The organism is Stenotrophomonas sp. CS3K5, assembly GCF_059515225.1.
Map to the genome: position 1 here is coordinate 17,732 of NZ_JCAKRX010000011.1, position 15,911 is coordinate 33,642.

Genomic DNA, 15,911 nt, shown 5'->3' on the forward strand with positions numbered 1-15,911 from the left:
AGGACACGATGAAACTCTCCTTTGAACAGGGCGTCGCCGCAGGTGTTGCCGGGCTGGTCGCCACTGCGCTGATCGCTGCAGTGCTGCTGGTCGATCACGGCGCGATCGCGGCCCCGGTCGAGCCCAGCGCGCAGGTCAAGGCACTGCCGGCGCCCACCGGCGATGCTGCGTTCGGCGATGACGCCACTCATGCCAGCGTGGTGTTTGCCGGCGGCTGCTTCTGGGGCGTGCAGGGCGTGTTCCAGCACGTCAAGGGTGTGAGCAATGCGGTGTCCGGCTATATCGGCGGCAGCGCTGCCAACGCGCGGTACGAACGGGTCAGCAGTGGCCAGACCGGCCACGCCGAAGCGGTGAAGATCGACTACGACCCGCGCCAGGTGAGCTACGGGCAACTGATGCAGGTGTTCTTCGCGGTGGCCCATGACCCGACCCAGCTCAACCGCCAGGGCCCGGACCACGGCAGCCAGTACCGCTCGGCCATCTTCAGCGACGACGCCCGCCAGCAGGCGGCCAGCCGTGCCTACATCGCCCAGCTCGGCCAGGCCGGCAGTTTTTCCGCGCCGATCGTCACCCAGCTGGTCAGCGGCCAGCGCTTCTACCCGGCCGAGAGCTACCACCAGAACTACCTGAGCAACTACCCGCAGGCGGCCTACATCCGCTATTACGACGCGCCCAAGCTGGCGGCGCTGGGCAGGCAGTTCCCGGCGCTGTACCGGCGCGATGCGGTGCTGGTGCCGATGCGGTAACCGGCATTTCCGCTGGGGCCGCCGGCGCTCGGGGGTGCTGCTCTGTAGAGCCGAGCCCACGCTCGGCTGCCGCTGAGGGAAGAGCAGCCGAGCATGGGCTCGGCTCTACACGCAACGAAAAAAAGCGCACGGCCATCCAGCCGTGCGCATGGAAAGTATCGCCCAGGCACCGATCAGGCCTGGCCGACAACAGCATGCTAGGCTCGCCGTCATCATGGGTACAGCTCCAGATGACGGGACATTCGATGGATACAGATGACCACAGCGCGATGATCCCTCCCCGCTACCAGCGGCTGTCCGATGAACTGGCCGAGGCCATCCACGGTGGCCGCCTGCCCGTAGGCAGCCGCCTGCCGTCGTTGCGGCAGATGGCCTCGCAGCGGCAGCTCAGCCTGAACACCGTGATTGCCGCCTATCGCCAGCTGGAGGATGCCGGCCTGGTGATTCCGCGGCCCAAGGCCGGCTTCGAGGTGGCGCCGCGGCTGTCAGTGCCGGATCGCTCGCTGCGCGATGTGCCCTCGGCACCGACCGCGCCGCTGCAGCAGGTGCTGATGGCCCGAGTACTGGAAGCGCAACGGAGCCCCGGTGTGATCGACCTGGCCTTCGCCGGCCCACGCGGTCGCCAGTTCTATCCCGGTGCGCAGCTGGTCAAGCACACCGCGCAGGTGCTGCGCCATGGCCAGCAGACGGTGGAGACCTATGCGCGTCCGAATGGATCACCACGGTTGCTGGCGCAGATCGTACGGCGCGGCCCGCGCATGGGCCTGCACACCCACAGCGAGCGTCTGCTGCTCACCCATGGCGCGATGGAGGCCCTGCAGCTGGCACTGCGTGCGGTCACCCAGCCGGGTGATGCGGTGGGCATCGAAGCGCCGTCGTACTTCAACCTGTACCCGCTGCTGGCCACGCTGGGCCTGCAGGCCATCGAACTACCGACCCATCCACAACACGGCCTGGAGGTGGACGCACTGGAGGCCCTGCTGGAGCACACACCGCTGGCGGCGCTGGTGGTGATGCCGACGGTGCACAACCCGTTGGGCTGCACCATGCCGATGGCCGCCAAGCAGCGCCTGGCCGAGCTGGTCAACGCGCGCCAGCTGCCGCTGATCGAAGATGCGGTGTATGCCGAGCTGCAGTTCTGCGAGCCACCGGCACCGCTGCTGAAGGCCTTCGATCGCGACGGCTGGGTGATGGTGGTCGGTGGCTTTTCCAAGACGCTGGCGCCGGACTACCGCATCGGCTGGCTCGATGGCGGCCGCTTCGCCGAGCGCATCGCATTGCTGAAGTTCCAGTCCACCGGCGGCGAGCCGCAGCTGCTGGGTGACGCGGTGGCTGCGTATCTGGAAGCGGGCAGCTACGAGCACCACCTGCACCGCATGCGCCGCCTGTATCGCGAACAGGTCGGACGGCTGCGCCAGCTGGTGGCCGAGCACTTCCCGGCAGGCACCCGTGCCACCGAACCGCAGGGGGGGTTCCTGTTGTGGCTGGAACTACCCGGCGTGGATACCCGCCAGCTGTTCGAGCGTGCGCTGGTGGAGGACATCGTGTTCATGCCCGGCCAGGTGTATTCGCGCGGCGCGCGCTACCGCCATGCCCTGCGCCTGTCGTGCTGCCAGACGCTGGACGCGCGCTTCGTTGGCGCGGTGGAGCGACTGGGTGCGATGGCGTGCGAGCTGGCGGCTGCAACACGGTAGTGCCGGCCGCTGGCCGGCAACTGCACTGCCGGCCAGCAGCCGGCACTACCCCAGGTCGCCAAGCAGGTGCGCGCTCAGCGCTTCGCCATCCGCCCCCGGCAGATGCGGCAGGCGGCCCCAGCACGGCATCGGCAGGCGCTGCTGCAACGTGGCGATGTTCTCGTCCTGGCGCTGCATGGCCGGGTCGATGTGGTTGCCGATCCAGCCCAGGCATTCCACGCCGCTGGCCTGCAGCGATTGCGCGGTCAGCCGCGCGTGGTTGACGCAGCCCAGGCGCATGCCCACCACCAGCAGCACCGGCAGCTGCAGCGCACGCACCAGATCGAGCTGATCCAGCGTGGCCGAGACCGGCGCCAGCCAGCCGCCCACGCCCTCCACCACCACGATGTCGGCCTGCGCGCGCAGGCGTTCGAAGGCGGCCACGATCGGTGCCAGCTGCACCTGCACGCCGTCCTCGGCGGCCGCCAGTTCCGGGGCCAGCGGCTGCCGCAGCGCATAGGGGTTGAGGTCGGCATAGTCCGGTACCGGCCAGCTGGCTGCCTGCAGCGCCAGCGCATCCCCGTTGCGCAGGCCCTGCCCCCGGTCTTCGCTGCCGCTGGCCACCGGCTTCATGCCAACGGCACGCAGGCCGCGCCGGCGCAGCGCATGCAGCAGCGCTGTGCTGGTGGCGGTCTTGCCGATCTCGGTATCGGTGCCGGTCACGAACAGCGCGGGCGGCAGGGTGGCGGGCAACGGCATCGACAGGCTCCAACAGGGCAACAGAGCGTTCATTATCGCCGGCCCGGTGCGCTTGCTAGACTGCACGCATGTTCGCCAATGCCTCGCTGACCGGCAGCAAGCCGGAACAATACGCCCAGCTGCTGGAGCAGGCCCGTGGCCTGGTCTACGGTGAGTCCGACCGCATCGCCAATGCGGCCAATCTCTCCGCGCTGGTCTATCACGCCCTGCCCGATCTGAACTGGGTGGGCTTCTATCTGTACGACGGCAGGGAACTGGTGGTCGGCCCCTTCCAGGGCCTGCCGGCCTGCGTGCGCATTCCGCTGGACAAGGGTGTGTGTGGCGCCGCTGCCAGCCAGCGCGTGACCCAGCGCGTGGAGGACGTCGATGCCTTCCCCGGCCATATCGCCTGCGATTCGGCCTCGCGTTCGGAACTGGTGGTGCCGCTGCTGCGCGGCGATGAGCTGATCGGCGTGTTCGACATCGACAGCCCCAAGGTCGGCCGCTTCGATGCCGACGACCAAGCCGGGCTGGAAGCCATCGCGCGCGTGTTCGTCGAGGCGCTGGGATGAGCGCACCGAAGCTGCGCAACATCGGCCCGAAAAGTGCAGCCTGGCTGCGCCAGGTCGGCCTGCGCAGCCGCGAGGACCTGGCCGCGATCGGTGCAGTCGGTGCGTTCGTCAAGGTCAAGCGGGCCGGCTTCAAGCCCAGCCTGAACCTGCTGTACTCGCTGGAAGGAGCCTTGCTGGAGTGCCACTGGCAGGAACTGAGCGAGCCGCAGCGTCAAGCGCTGGTGCAGGACTACGAAGCACGCATCGCCGCACATCCGCTGAAGGCGGCCGGCCCGGCCTCAGGTCCGGTGCATGAGCAGCGCTTCGATGACGACGGTGACGCTGAGGACAGCGCAGCGGACGACGCCGACGAGGATTGAGGCGCGCGCCTGTAGAGTCGAGCAAGCTCGACTCTATGGACGGCCGAAGCACCAACAGGGTTACGGCTGCTGCAGCTCCAGCAGTTCGCCTACCAGGCCCACCTCACCACGCTCCAGCCACACCCGCAGACGGGTACCGTGGTCGATGCGCAAGGCCCAGCACAGCGACATCGGCAGACCGCAGACCTGCGACAGCACCATGCGCAGCGGCCCACCGTGACTGACCACCAGAGTCGGTAGCGGCTCCTCCTCGTCCAGCAGCCGGTCGAGCGCGCGCGCGATGCGCCGTTCGAAGTGGCCCCAGCTTTCACCGTTGGGCGGCGGGAACGCATGCGGATCGGCGTGGAAGGCTGCCAGCGCGTCCTCCGGCAGGTCGAACAGCGACTGCCCGTCCCAATCGCCGAAATCCAGCTCCTCCCATTCCTCGTCTGCGTCCACATCCAGTCCGCGCGGGGTGGCCAGCGCCATCGCCGTATGCAGCGAACGCAGGCGCGGCGAACTGATCACCCGCTGCCATTCCTGCCCGGCGTAAGCCTCCACCAGTTCCTGCGGCAGGCGCGCCAGCTGCGGCGGATCGCTGCGGCCATCGAGGTATTCATCACGGCCGTTGCCCGCGTGGCGGACCAGATCGAGAATCATCGCTGCCGGCCGGTCTGTACCTGCCGGCGCAGCAGCGCCTCGGACAGGCCAGCGGCGGGGATCGGTAGCGGTTGGAACAGAATCATCGGCAACACTTCCAGAACGGATGCCCCGCGACGGGGCGCATCATTCTAGCGTGCGCCGCCCTCTGCCTGCCCACCTGCAACGGCGCTGCGCACCGGCGTGGCGGGCGACATCAGCCGTTTGCCGAGACGGATCATCGGGGCTTCGACGAAGCGATGGCCGAGTGCAGCCAGCGGCAGTACCACCAGCAGCGTCACCGCCGCGCACAGCAGGTAACCGACACTGCCGCCCTGGACGGCAAGCACCCGCGCGAACACCGGACCGAGCACCGCGATGACGATCGGATGCCCGAGATAGAGCGAATAGCTCACCGTGCCCAGCCAGGCGGAAAAGCGGTTCACCAGCCAACGCGGCGGGCACTGCGAGAAGCCCAGCAGCAGGCACAGGTAGCCCAGCCCCGACAACTGCCACTGCCAAGGGCCGGCGGCAGCCCAAGCGGCTGAGGACGCGGCCAGCAGCAACAACAGCACACCGGCCAGGTTCAACCCCTGTGCCCAGCGCCGCGCGCGCGGTGCCGGCAACCGCGCCAGTGCAGCAAAGGCATGGAAGCCCACCAGCCCCATCGCGAAGACGGGGGCATGGCGCAGCCAACCGTAGTCACCCAGCGAGGCCTGGAGGCGCGGGCCCAGCACGCCCATCCAGGCCAACGCCACCAGCGCCAGCAACCCGATCAGCAGGGCCCAGGCGCTGCGCGCCTTGCCGACCAGCACGTAGAGCGCGGGAAAGATGGCGTAGAACAGCATCTCCACGCCCACCGCCCAACTGGCCCACACGATGCCCGCTTCCCATCCCGGGAACAGGTTGAAGGTGAAGGACAGGTTGGCCGCGATCTCCCCCCATGAATGGCCGGCATGGTCGCCGCGACCATCGCGGAACAGGGAGAACATCAACAGCACATAGAACAGCGGCGCGATGCGAAGGAATCGATGCAGATAGAAGCTCAGCAGCGGCCGGCCGCTGACCTGGTGCCGGGGCATGGTGTAACACAGGGAAAACGCACTGATGACGAAGAACAGCGCAACGCCGGTGGCCCCCATGTGCACGGCCGGCAGCCAGGCCGCCGCTACCGGCAGGGCCGGTGCCGGCATCGACTGTACGTGGTACAGCACCACGTACACCGCCGCCAGCCCACGCAGGGCATCGAGAAACTGCAGGCGATCCTTCGCAACCATGGCCACTCGCACGAACCTGAAGAGGCCACTACTCTAACGCCCGCGGCAGGCAATGACTTAGACTGCGCGCACTTCCAGGTGACCTGCGGCTTCGGCCGGCAGGTTGAAACGGGAAGCCGGTGACGCGCGATTCCGCGCCATGCCGGCGCTGCCCCCGCAACGGTAAGCACGTCAGTTCCAGGCAATACGCCACTGTGCCGCGCGCACGGGAAGGCGCCTGGACGGTGGCCTCGCGCCACCCGGCGGCGAGCCCGGAGACCGGCCCGGAAGCCTCAGGTCGCGATGCGGTGGGCATGGCGCCAGATGCCTGCAGCCTGCGGGCATCGGCGCGTGCCTGCCTTCGCGGCTCCTCCCCTTCGCCACGCGGGCGTGCGTGGCACCTGGAGTCCCCCCATGAAGCTGCAGTCCCGAATGCTGTCCCTGGCCGTGCTGGCCGCCCTGCCCGCGCTGGCCCATGCCAACCAGGACACCACCGCGCTTGACCAGATCCTGGTCACTGCCACCCGCACCCCGATCGCCCTGCAGGACAGCATCGCGCCAGCGCAGGTGATCGACCGTGCGCAGATCGAATCCAGCCAGGCCACTTCGCTGCAGGAGCTGCTGCGCGGCCGTGCCGGCATCAACCTGACCAACGCCGGCGGCCTCGGCAAGCAGAGTTCGCTGTTCCTGCGTGGCACCAACTCCGGCCACACCGTGGTGCTGGTCGATGGCGTGCGCATCAACAGCGCCGACCTCGGCCTGGCCATGTACCAGGACCTGCCGCTGGCGCAGATCGAGCGCGTGGAAATCGTCCGTGGTCCGCAGTCGAGTCTGTACGGCGCCGATGCCATCGGTGGCGTGATCCAGATCTTCACCCGTCGCAACCAGGGTGACTTCGCCCCGCACTTCCAGCTCGGTGGCGGCAGCAACGGCCTGCGCGAGGCCAGCGGTGGCATCGGCGGCGGCACCGAGCGCGGCTGGTTCGGCGCCGACATCGCCTACCAGCATTCCGATGGCATCGATGCCTGCCGTGGCTCGGCCACGCTGTTCACCGGCTGCTTCGCCGACGAGCCTGACCGCGACGGCTACCGCAACCTGTCCAAGAGCCTGCGCGGCGGCTATACCTTCAACGAGCAGTGGAACGTGGAAGGCAGCGCGTTGCGCGCCGATGGCAAGAACCATTACGACGGCTACTACAACTACTCCGAAACCCGCCAGCAGGTGCTGGCCGGCAAGGTGCGCTACACCCCGTCCGAGCGCGTGGCCGTCACCGCCAACGTCGGACGCAGCGACAACGAATCGAACAACTTCGGCGCCTTCGATGTGCGTGGCAGCGCGCAGACCCACCGCGACAGCGCTTCGCTGCAGGGTGATTTCGGCGTGGCCGAGGGCCAGCTGCTGAGCGCCGGCGTCGACTGGAGCGAAGACAACCTGGACGGCAGCAGCGCCGGTTACCTCGTCGACAGCCGCCGCAACACCGGCGTGTTCGTGCAGTACCAGGGCCGCTTCGGCCGCCACCAGCTGCAGGCCAGCGCGCGTAACGACGACAACCAGCAGTTCGGCAACCACGCCACCGGCAGCGTCGGCTGGGCGATGGAGCTGGGCCACGGCCTGCGCCTCAACGCCAGCTACGGCACCGCCTTCAAGGCACCGACCTTCAGCGACCTGTACGACCCATGGAGCGGCGTGCCGACCCTGGATCCGGAGAAGTCCAAAAGCGCCAATCTGGGCGTTTCGCAGCAGGGCCAGGGCTGGCACTGGGGCCTGGACGTGTACGAAACGCGTATCGACGACCTGATCACCTACGATGCCGCGACGTTCCGGATGCAACAGGTGGAGAAGGCGCGCATCCGCGGCGCCGAACTGACCGGTGGCGCGCTGCTGGCCGGCTTCGACATCACTGCGCAGCTGAGCTACACCGACCCGCGCAACCGCACCGGGGACAGTGCCCAGTTCGACAACTGGCTGCCGCGCCGCGCGCAGCAGACCGCTCGCCTGGACATCGACCGTCGCTTCGGTGATTTCCGCGCCGGGGCGACCGTGCAGGGTGCCGGCAAGCGCTATGACGATGCCGCCAACACGGTGAAGGTCGGCGGCTACGGCACGCTGGACCTGCGCGCCGAGTACGCATTGACGCCATCGTGGTCGCTGCTGGCGCGCGCGGCCAACGTGTTCGACCGCAGGTACGAGACGGTGGCGTGGTTCAACCAGCCCGGCCGCGAGTACCAGCTGAGCGTGCGTTACCAGCCGAGGTAGTGCCGGCCGCTGGCCGGCAACATCATGACCTTCGGCAGCGCATTGCGGGGTGCCGGCCAGCGGCCGGCGCTACCCATTGGGTTGGCCCGGGTTACCGCCCGACGACCGGCGTTGTCCGTTGAATCAACGCTGCAACCCCGGCAGTTCGCGCAGGTCATCGATCACCGCCACCGCATGCGCGGTGGCCAGATCCAGGCCGCGCGGATAGCCGTAGCGCACCAGTGCGATCGGCATGCCGGCATCTTCGGCGGCGCGGTAATCGGTGAGCGAGTCACCGACCATCAGGCAATCCTCCACCGGCAGCCCGAAATGGGCGGCAATGTGGCGCAGCGGCTCGCCGCTGGGCTTGCGCTGTGGCAGCGAATCACCGCCCAGCACCAGCGCGAACGCATCGGCGATGCCCAGGTGCTGCAGCAGTGGCGGCACCAGGGCTTCGGGCTTGTTGGTGCAGATCGCCAGCGGCACGTCGCGGGCACGCAGCTGCGCCAGCGCCCCGGTCACCCCTTCGAACAGCTGCGGGCTGCGCAGCAGGCAGTCGCGGTAATGCACCATGAACACCGGCATCACGGCTGCCAGATCGACCTTGCGGCCGGCCGCCTGCATGGCCTGTTCAACCAGCCGGCCCACGCCGTCGCCGATCCAGCCCAGCACGGTGGACTCGGGCACGCGCGCCATGCCGATCTGCTCCAGCGTGCGGTTCAGCGCTTCAGCGATATCGGCGGCGCTGTCCACCAGCGTGCCATCAAGGTCGAACACAACCAGCGGATAGGGATACGACAAGGGACGGCACCTGCACGACGTGGAGCCGTGCATTGTACGCCGCCGGTTTTCCTGCCGGACCGGCCTCAACCGATGCGGCGCGCGCGCGTGGCCAGGAAGGTGGGCAGATAGCGATCGATGAGGAAGCGTGGCTGCGGCTGCCAGTCTTCCAGGAAGCGATCGATGACGAAGCCGGCATCGAGCTGGCCGCCGAGCAGTTCGGTCAGGCTGTGGCCGAAGGTCAATGCGTCGCCACGGGCCAGTTTCGCTTCGCGCTCGGCCGGCGCCAGGTCTTCCAGATCCGAGTAGGGAATGGCGTACTGCGGCCGGATCAGGCCCTGCGCATCCAGCTGCGGATCGCGTGCACCGACAAACAGCACCGGGTTGTAGAAGCTGGCCATCAACAGGCCATCGCGGGCCAGCACGCGGTGGCACTCGTTCCACACCGGGCGCACGTCGGGCACGTACAGATTGGAGATCGGCTGGAACACCACGTCGAAGCTGCCGCTGGCGAAGGCGTGCAGATCGCGCATGTCGCCCTGCACGGTGCGCAGCTGCAGGCCATCGCGCGCGGCCACCGCACGGTCCTGTTCCAGCTGCCCATCGGAAAGGTCGAACACGGTGACCTCGGCACCGGCCGCCGCCAGTACCGGCGCCTGCTGGCCGCCGCCCGAGGCCAGGCACAGGATGCGGCGGCCGCGCACATCACCCAGCCAGTCCAGCGGCAGCGCGTGCGGGGTCAGGTGCACCTGCCATCGACCTTCGCGGGCGGCGGCGACGGTGGCACTGTCCACGGGGCGCGACCATTCGCGCACCTCGCTGGCCTGGCGGTCCCAGGCAACACGGTTGTGGTCGATCAGGGCCTGTCCATGGTTCATGCGTTCTCCTTGCCCGGTGGGCGCCAATCCAGATCCTGGAAGGACGGGCTGGCGAAGCATTCGGCCAGGAAGTCCAGGAATCGCCGCATGATAACGGGCTGCTGGCGCCGCGATGCGTACACCGCATGAATGCCCAGCTCATCCAGACTGAACTCGGGCAACAGCTCGATCAGCTCGCCACTGCGCAGCAGCGGCGCCACCTGGTAGGTCGGCAACATGGCGATGCCGGCGCCGGCACGCACCGCTTCCAGCAACAGCGACGCCTCGTTGGCGCTGATGTTGCCGCCCACCGCCACCGAGAGAGAGCGGCCATCGCGGTGCAGCTGCCACAGGCTCTTGCCCACGTAGTGATGGGTCAGGCAATTGTGCGCGGCCAGATGCTCAGGCGCAGTGGGAGTACCGTGCAGCTGCAGGTAGGCGGGAGTCGCGCACAGCACCGAGCGGCAGGTGGCCAGCCGTCGCGCGATCAGGCTCGGGTCGATCTGGCGGGCGATGCGCACCGCCAGGTCCACCCGTTCCTCCACCAGGTTGACCGTGCGGTCGACCAGCAGCAGCTCGATGCGCGCCGCCGGATGCCGCGCGACGAAGCGGGCCACCGCACGCGCCAGATGGCTCTGTCCGAACGACACGCTGGCCGTCACCCGCAGCGTGCCGTGCGGCTCGGGATCGTCGCTGGCCAGTTCGCCCTGCAGCGCCTCGCCGATGGCCAGCATCTGCCGGAAGCGCGCCAGTGCCGCTTCGCCGGGACCGGTCAGGCTGATCCGCCGCGTGGTCCGGTGCAGCAGGCGCACGCCCAGCCAACCCTCGACCTCGGCCAGGTAGCGGGTGACCATCGCCCGCGACATGTCCAGCACCTCGGCAGCGGCGGTGAGGCTGCCGCGCTCGGCCACCTCGACGAACACGGTCATGGCGGTCAATCGGTCCATCTGCTCGATTCCTGCAACAAACAAGCGCGTTATACGCTGTTTTTCGAGCGACTGCAGCGACCTAGAGTGGCCCCATTACCCCCCCCAAACCGCCCCACGGAGTCCTGCCATGAAGATCGCCCTCGTTGGTTCCACCGGCAATATCGGCCGCCAGATCGCCCGCCACGCGCTGGCCCACGGCCATCAACTCACCGTCATCGTGCGCAGCGCACAGGACCTGCCGGCCGAACTGGCCGGCGCGCATCCGGTGATCGCCTCGCTGGATGACCAGGACGCCCTGGTGGCGGCCATCGCCGGCCACGACGTGCTGGCCAGCGCCTACGGCCCGCGCCCGGGTGATGACGTCGGCCGCGTCGGCGAAGTGGCCGCGCAGCTGGCTGCGGCCGCGCGCAAGGCCGGTGTGCCGCGCCTGGTGGTGGTCGGTGGCGCCGGCAGCCTGGAAGTCGCGCCGGGCGTGCAGCTGGTCGATACCCCGAACTTCCCTGAGGCCTACAAGCCGTACGCGCTGGCCCACCGCGAAGCGTTCAAGCGCCTGCAGGCGGTGGACGACCTGGACTGGACCTTCTTCTCGCCGGCCGCTGAAATCGGCCCGGGCGACGAACGTGGCCAGTACCGCGTGCAGCCCAAGGCCTTCCTGGCCGACGCCAGCGGCCACAGCCGCATCAGCTACGCCGACTACGGCGCGGCGTTCGTGGCCGAGCTGGAGGCGCACCAGTACCCGAAGCAGATCATCACGGCCGCGTATTGATCATGCCGTCCGCCGGGCATGGCCCGGCGCTACCTACCTGTAGAGCCGGAGGCAACGGCAGGAGCCGTTGCCAACGTCGCTTGCGACGGCCCGTAGGGGGCCGGGCAAGGACGCCCGGCATAGCCCACGCTCGGCTCCCCATCCGATACAAGGAATTGCCCATGCGCACCGCCGCCCTGCTGCTTCCCCTTGCCCTGGCCGCCAGTTTCGCCAGCACTCCGCTGCTGGCCGCCCCGGCGGTGCCGGCACCGGCCACCGCAGCGAAATCCCAGCTGCACCTGCAGACCTTCCATCCCGGCCCGCAGGCGATGTTCTCGGTGTCTTCGGTGCTGATCGAGGGCCGCCACGACGCGATCCTGGTCGATGCGCAGTTCGGTGCCAGCGATGCGCGCAGGCTGGTGGATCTGATCCGCGCCAGCGGCAGGCAGCTGACCACGATCTACATCAGCCACGGCGATCCGGACTACTACTTCGGTCTGGCCACCGTGCAGGACGCGTTCCCGCAGGCGCGCATCGTTGCCACCGCACAGACCGTCGCCCACATCCAGCAGACCCAGGCCGGCAAGCTGGCCTACTGGGGGCCGAAGATGGGCGCCGATGCACCCGCACGCATCGTGCTGCCGCAGGTGCTCGACGGCGATGCTCTGCAGCTGGAAGGCCAACGCCTGCCGCTGATCGGTCTGGACGGCCCGACTCCGGATCGCAGCGTGCTGTGGGTGCCCTCGTTGCGTGCGATCGTCGGCGGCATTCCGGTGGTGGCCGGTGAGCATGTGTGGATGGCCGATACGCAGACGCCGAAGTCGCACAGCGACTGGCTGCAGACGCTGCAACGCCTGCAGGCACTGAAGCCGAAGGTGGTGGTGCCGGGGCACTACGCACCCGGTGCGGCGCTGGACGCCAGCGCGCTGCGCTTCACCGCCGACTACATCCGTGCCTTCGATGCCGAGACGGCCAAGGCCAGGGACAGTGCGGCACTGGTGAAGGCGATGCAGGCGCGCTACCCGACGCTGGCCGGCGAAAGTTCGCTGGAGCTGAGCGCAAAGGTGGCCAAGGGCGAGATGCAGTGGCCATGAGGTAGGGAGTTTTCTTTTGCAGGGCTGCGCCCTGCACCTGCTCAATGCAACGGCCACAGCCGAAGCAACAGCAACAGCTGGCTATCCGTGGGATGGCGAGGTGGATCCGGTTGCGGGGGACGCCGTGAATCCGTCCATGGAGGCTCGGTCGCGCCATCCATGGCGCTCACGCCCCCGCAACCGGACCACCCCGCCTTCGACAGATCTCCGCAATCTGTCTGGATGGCATGGCCTGCTCTTGGTGGGTGTCGACCTTGGTCGACACATAGATCAGCTTCGCGGGGAATCGTTGGGTTCGTGCTCGAACAATTCCCCCTGCACCACCGGCTCCTTTTCGCGGAAGCCACCCAGGCCGACACCGACCAGGCGGTAACGGGTCGCGGCCGGCAGGTCCACCCGCGCGCGCAGCGCCAACGCGATGTCGCGCAGTTCTTCCATCGATTCCGGCGGGCGCTCCGGGGTGAAGCTGCGGGTGAGGATCCGGAACTGCGCGGTCTTCAGTTTCAGCACCACGGTGTGGCCGATGCGCTCGGTCTTGCGGGTGGCCTTCCAGGTCTTTTCGGCCAGCTGCACGATGGCTTCGCCCAGATCTTCCAGCAGCAGGTCCTCGGCAAAGGTATCTTCAGAGGAAATCGACTGCACCTGCTGGTCCGGTTCCACCGGGCGCTCGTCGATGCCGCGTGCGCGGTTGTACAGGCTGCGGCCGAAGCTGCCGAAGGCCTCTTCCAGATCGATCAGTGCCCATTGCCGCAGGTCGCCACAGGTGACGATGCCGCGCGCGGCCAGCTTGCCTTCCATCACCTTGCCCACGCCCGGCACGCGGTTCACCGGCAGTGGTGCCAGGAACGCATCCACGCGCTGCGGCGGAATCACGAACTGGCCGTCGGGCTTGCGCCAGTCCGAGGCGATCTTGGCCAGGAACTTGTTCGGTGCAATCCCGGCTGAAGCAGTCAGGTTCGTTTCCTCGCGGATCTGCGCGCGGATGGTGCGGGCGATCTCGGTGGCCAGTTCGATGCCGCTCTTCGGTTCGGTCACATCCAGGTAGGCCTCGTCCAGCGACAGCGGCTCGACCAGGTCGGTATGGCGCAGGAAGATCGCCCGTACCTGCTGTGACACCGCCTTGTAACGTGCGAAGTCGGGCGGCACGAAGATCGCGTCCGGGCACAGGCGTTCAGCGCGCACCGCAGGCATCGCCGAACGCACGCCGAACACGCGCGCCTCGTACGACGCCGCGCAGACCACTGAACGCGCGCCGCGCCAGGCCACCACCACCGGCTTGCCGCGCAGCGAGGGATCGTCGCGCTGCTCCACCGACGCGTAGAACGCGTCCATGTCGACGTGGATGATCTTGCGCAGTCGGGTCATGTCAGGTGGAAGAGGCGGGGGCGGGCGGTACGGGCCACACGCCGAAGTATGGTCGTTGCACATCAACAGGATGCGCGTATTCCCTTGAAAACACTACGGTTGCGTACGGTTGAAATGTTTGATCGGCGCAGTTTCCACGGGCATGCTCGAGCGCTTGTTTCCCTGTTTCCCCGCTTCCAGGATTGTGCTTCATGACCCGTCTCCACGCGTTCAACCGCGAACAGCTGCTGGCCAGCGCACGCGGTGAACTGTTCGGCACCGCTGCCGGCCGTTTGCCCAACGACCCGATGCTGATGTTCGACCGCATCACCGAAATCCGCGAGGACGGCGGACCGCATGGCAAGGGCATGGTACGCGCCGAACTGGATATCCGCCCGGACCTGTGGTTCTTCGGCTGCCACTTCATCGGCGACCCGGTGATGCCCGGCTGCCTGGGCCTGGATGCCATGTGGCAGCTGACCGGCTTCTACCTGACCTGGCTGGGCGCGCCCGGCAAGGGCCGCGCGCTCGGCTGTGGCGAGGTGAAGTTCACCGGCCAGGTGCTGCCGGAGGCCAAGCTGGTGCGCTACGAGATCGACATCAGCCGCGTCATCAACCGCAAGCTGGTGATGGCCCAGTCGGACGCCCGCATGTACGTGGATGACCGCGAAATCTACAGCGCGCGCGATCTGCGCGTCGGCCTGTTCACCGAAACCGGGAGCTTCTGATGCGTCGCGTCGTCATCACCGGCATGGGCATCACGTCCTGCCTCGGCAATGATCTGGATACCGTCTCCAGCGCGCTGCGCGAAGGACGCTCGGGCATCACCGCACTGGCCGATCATGCCGAGGCCGGCCTGCGCAGCCAGGTGGGTGGTCGCGTCGACCTGGAACTGGAGGCACTGATCGACCGCAAGCAGAAGCGCTTCATGAGCGATGCGGCGGCCTTCGCCTACCTGGCCATGCGCGATGCCATCGCCGATGCCGGGCTCAGCGCCGAGCAGGTCAGCAGCCTGCGTACCGGCCTGATCGCCGGCTCCGGCGGTGGTTCCAGCGAATGGCAGATCGGTGCGGTTGATCTGCTGCGCGAGCGCGGGGTGCGCAAGGTCGGCCCGTACATGGTGCCGCGCACGATGTGCTCGACGGTCTCGGCCTGCCTGGCCACCGCCTATCAGATCAAGGGCGTCAGCTACTCGCTGTCGGCCGCCTGCGCGACCTCGGCGCACTGCATCGGCGCGGCTGCGGACATGATCCGCCACGGCGCGCAGGACATCATGTTCGCCGGTGGCGGCGAAGACCTGCACTGGTCGATGAGCGTGATGTTCGATGCGATGGGCGCGCTGTCGACCAGCTTCAACGACACCCCGGCCAGCGCTTCGCGCCCCTATGACAAGGACCGCGACGGCTTCGTCATCGCCGGTGGCGGCGGCATGCTGGTGCTGGAGGATTACGACCACGCCGTTGCACGCGGTGCGCACATCCATGCCGAGCTGATCGGCTATGGCGTCACCTCCGACGGTGCCGACATGGTGGCGCCGTCCGGTGAAGGTGCGGTGCGCTGCATGAAGATGGCACTGCAGGGCGTCGATCGTCCGCTGGACTACCTCAACACCCACGGTACCTCGACCCCGCTGGGCGATGTCACCGAGCTCAACGCGATCCGCGAAGTGTTCGGCGATGCGGTGCCGCCTTTGTCTTCGACCAAGGCGTTGTCCGGGCACTCGCTGGGGGCTGCCAGCGTGCACGAGGCGATCTACTGCCTGCTGATGATGCGCGATGGCTTCGTTGCCGGCTCGGCCAACATCGGCGAGTTGGACCCGAAGGTGGAGAGCTTCCCGATCCTGCGTGAGAGCCGCGAGCAGAAGCTGGACACGGTGATGTCCAACAGCTTCGGTTTCGGTGGCACCAACGCGGCACTGGTGTTCGGGCGGGTGTGATGAGGGCAGGTGTGCCGACCAACGGTCGG

The 15,911-nt window shown here is 68.1% G+C and carries 16 protein-coding genes and 1 riboswitch; of the genes, 9 read left to right on the forward strand and 7 right to left on the reverse strand.

Features of this window, described 5'->3' with window-relative positions; all coding sequences use genetic code 11:
- Positions 1 to 8: 8 nt before the first annotated feature.
- A complete protein-coding gene (gene msrA, locus AC5YGJ_RS15595) occupies positions 9 to 746 on the forward strand; it encodes a peptide-methionine (S)-S-oxide reductase MsrA (protein WP_496187061.1) in 738 nt (245 codons plus the stop codon).
- A 245-nt stretch (positions 747 to 991) separates the two neighbouring features.
- Complete coding sequence (locus AC5YGJ_RS15600) at positions 992 to 2,440, forward strand: aminotransferase-like domain-containing protein (protein ID WP_496187062.1); 1,449 nt, start codon at positions 992 to 994, stop codon at positions 2,438 to 2,440.
- Positions 2,441 to 2,485: 45 nt separating this feature from the next.
- On the opposite strand, the gene bioD is transcribed toward AC5YGJ_RS15600, so the two are convergent.
- Complete coding sequence (gene bioD / locus AC5YGJ_RS15605; protein WP_496187063.1) at positions 2,486 to 3,178, reverse strand: dethiobiotin synthase; 693 nt, start codon at positions 3,176 to 3,178, stop codon at positions 2,486 to 2,488.
- 68 nt (positions 3,179 to 3,246) lie between these two features.
- Here bioD and AC5YGJ_RS15610 point away from each other — a divergent pair, with 68 nt between their 5' ends.
- On the forward strand, positions 3,247 to 3,729 hold the full coding sequence (locus AC5YGJ_RS15610; RefSeq protein WP_065199401.1) for a GAF domain-containing protein: 483 nt from the start codon (positions 3,247 to 3,249) through the stop codon (positions 3,727 to 3,729).
- Positions 3,726 to 4,088: a TfoX/Sxy family protein gene (locus AC5YGJ_RS15615; RefSeq protein ID WP_309336104.1), complete on the forward strand. Its 363-nt coding sequence runs from the start codon at positions 3,726 to 3,728 to the stop codon at positions 4,086 to 4,088. The genes AC5YGJ_RS15610 and AC5YGJ_RS15615 overlap by 4 nt, the downstream gene beginning before the upstream one ends.
- Positions 4,089 to 4,148: 60 nt before the next feature.
- On the opposite strand, the gene AC5YGJ_RS15620 is transcribed toward AC5YGJ_RS15615, so the two are convergent.
- The gene (locus AC5YGJ_RS15620) at positions 4,149 to 4,727 is read right to left on the reverse strand and encodes a histidine phosphatase family protein (RefSeq protein ID WP_309336101.1); all 579 of its coding nucleotides are present in this window, start codon (positions 4,725 to 4,727) and stop codon (positions 4,149 to 4,151) included.
- A 131-nt stretch (positions 4,728 to 4,858) separates the two neighbouring features.
- A complete protein-coding gene (locus AC5YGJ_RS15625; RefSeq protein ID WP_496187146.1) occupies positions 4,859 to 5,983 on the reverse strand; it encodes an acyltransferase family protein in 1,125 nt (374 codons plus the stop codon).
- Positions 5,984 to 6,042: 59 nt separating this feature from the next.
- Positions 6,043 to 6,264, forward strand: a riboswitch (cobalamin riboswitch).
- 112 nt (positions 6,265 to 6,376) lie between these two features.
- On the opposite strand from AC5YGJ_RS15625, the gene btuB reads away from it, so the two are divergent.
- Entirely contained in the window at positions 6,377 to 8,218 is a 1,842-nt protein-coding gene (gene btuB / locus AC5YGJ_RS15630; protein ID WP_496187064.1) for a TonB-dependent vitamin B12 receptor, read from the forward strand.
- 123 nt (positions 8,219 to 8,341) lie between these two features.
- On the opposite strand, the gene gph is transcribed toward btuB, so the two are convergent.
- From gph to AC5YGJ_RS15645, 3 genes are all read right to left on the reverse strand, one after another.
- Positions 8,342 to 8,998 carry a phosphoglycolate phosphatase gene (gene gph / locus AC5YGJ_RS15635; RefSeq protein ID WP_496187065.1) on the reverse strand — a complete coding sequence of 219 codons (657 nt, stop codon included), beginning with the start codon at positions 8,996 to 8,998 and terminating at the stop codon, positions 8,342 to 8,344.
- Positions 8,999 to 9,063: 65 nt separating this feature from the next.
- Positions 9,064 to 9,855 carry a class I SAM-dependent methyltransferase gene (locus tag AC5YGJ_RS15640; RefSeq protein ID WP_496187066.1) on the reverse strand — a complete coding sequence of 264 codons (792 nt, stop codon included), beginning with the start codon at positions 9,853 to 9,855 and terminating at the stop codon, positions 9,064 to 9,066.
- On the reverse strand, positions 9,852 to 10,781 hold the full coding sequence (locus AC5YGJ_RS15645; RefSeq protein ID WP_249842039.1) for a LysR family transcriptional regulator: 930 nt from the start codon (positions 10,779 to 10,781) through the stop codon (positions 9,852 to 9,854). The genes AC5YGJ_RS15640 and AC5YGJ_RS15645 overlap by 4 nt, the downstream gene beginning before the upstream one ends.
- Positions 10,782 to 10,890: 109 nt before the next feature.
- On the opposite strand from AC5YGJ_RS15645, the gene AC5YGJ_RS15650 reads away from it, so the two are divergent.
- Entirely contained in the window at positions 10,891 to 11,529 is a 639-nt protein-coding gene (locus AC5YGJ_RS15650; protein ID WP_496187067.1) for an NAD(P)-dependent oxidoreductase, read from the forward strand.
- A 161-nt stretch (positions 11,530 to 11,690) separates the two neighbouring features.
- Positions 11,691 to 12,602: an MBL fold metallo-hydrolase gene (locus AC5YGJ_RS15655; RefSeq protein ID WP_496187068.1), complete on the forward strand. Its 912-nt coding sequence runs from the start codon at positions 11,691 to 11,693 to the stop codon at positions 12,600 to 12,602.
- A 270-nt stretch (positions 12,603 to 12,872) separates the two neighbouring features.
- Here the strand turns inward: AC5YGJ_RS15655 and dinB are convergent, their stop codons facing one another.
- The gene (dinB, locus tag AC5YGJ_RS15660) at positions 12,873 to 13,967 is read right to left on the reverse strand and encodes a DNA polymerase IV (RefSeq protein WP_496187069.1); all 1,095 of its coding nucleotides are present in this window, start codon (positions 13,965 to 13,967) and stop codon (positions 12,873 to 12,875) included.
- A gap of 191 nt (positions 13,968 to 14,158) precedes the next feature.
- Here dinB and fabA point away from each other — a divergent pair, with 191 nt between their 5' ends.
- Positions 14,159 to 14,674: a 3-hydroxyacyl-[acyl-carrier-protein] dehydratase FabA gene (fabA, locus tag AC5YGJ_RS15665; protein ID WP_249842043.1), complete on the forward strand. Its 516-nt coding sequence runs from the start codon at positions 14,159 to 14,161 to the stop codon at positions 14,672 to 14,674.
- Entirely contained in the window at positions 14,674 to 15,882 is a 1,209-nt protein-coding gene (fabB, locus tag AC5YGJ_RS15670) for a beta-ketoacyl-ACP synthase I (RefSeq protein WP_107232204.1), read from the forward strand. The genes fabA and fabB overlap by 1 nt, the downstream gene beginning before the upstream one ends.
- The last annotated feature ends 29 nt before the right edge of the window (positions 15,883 to 15,911 follow it).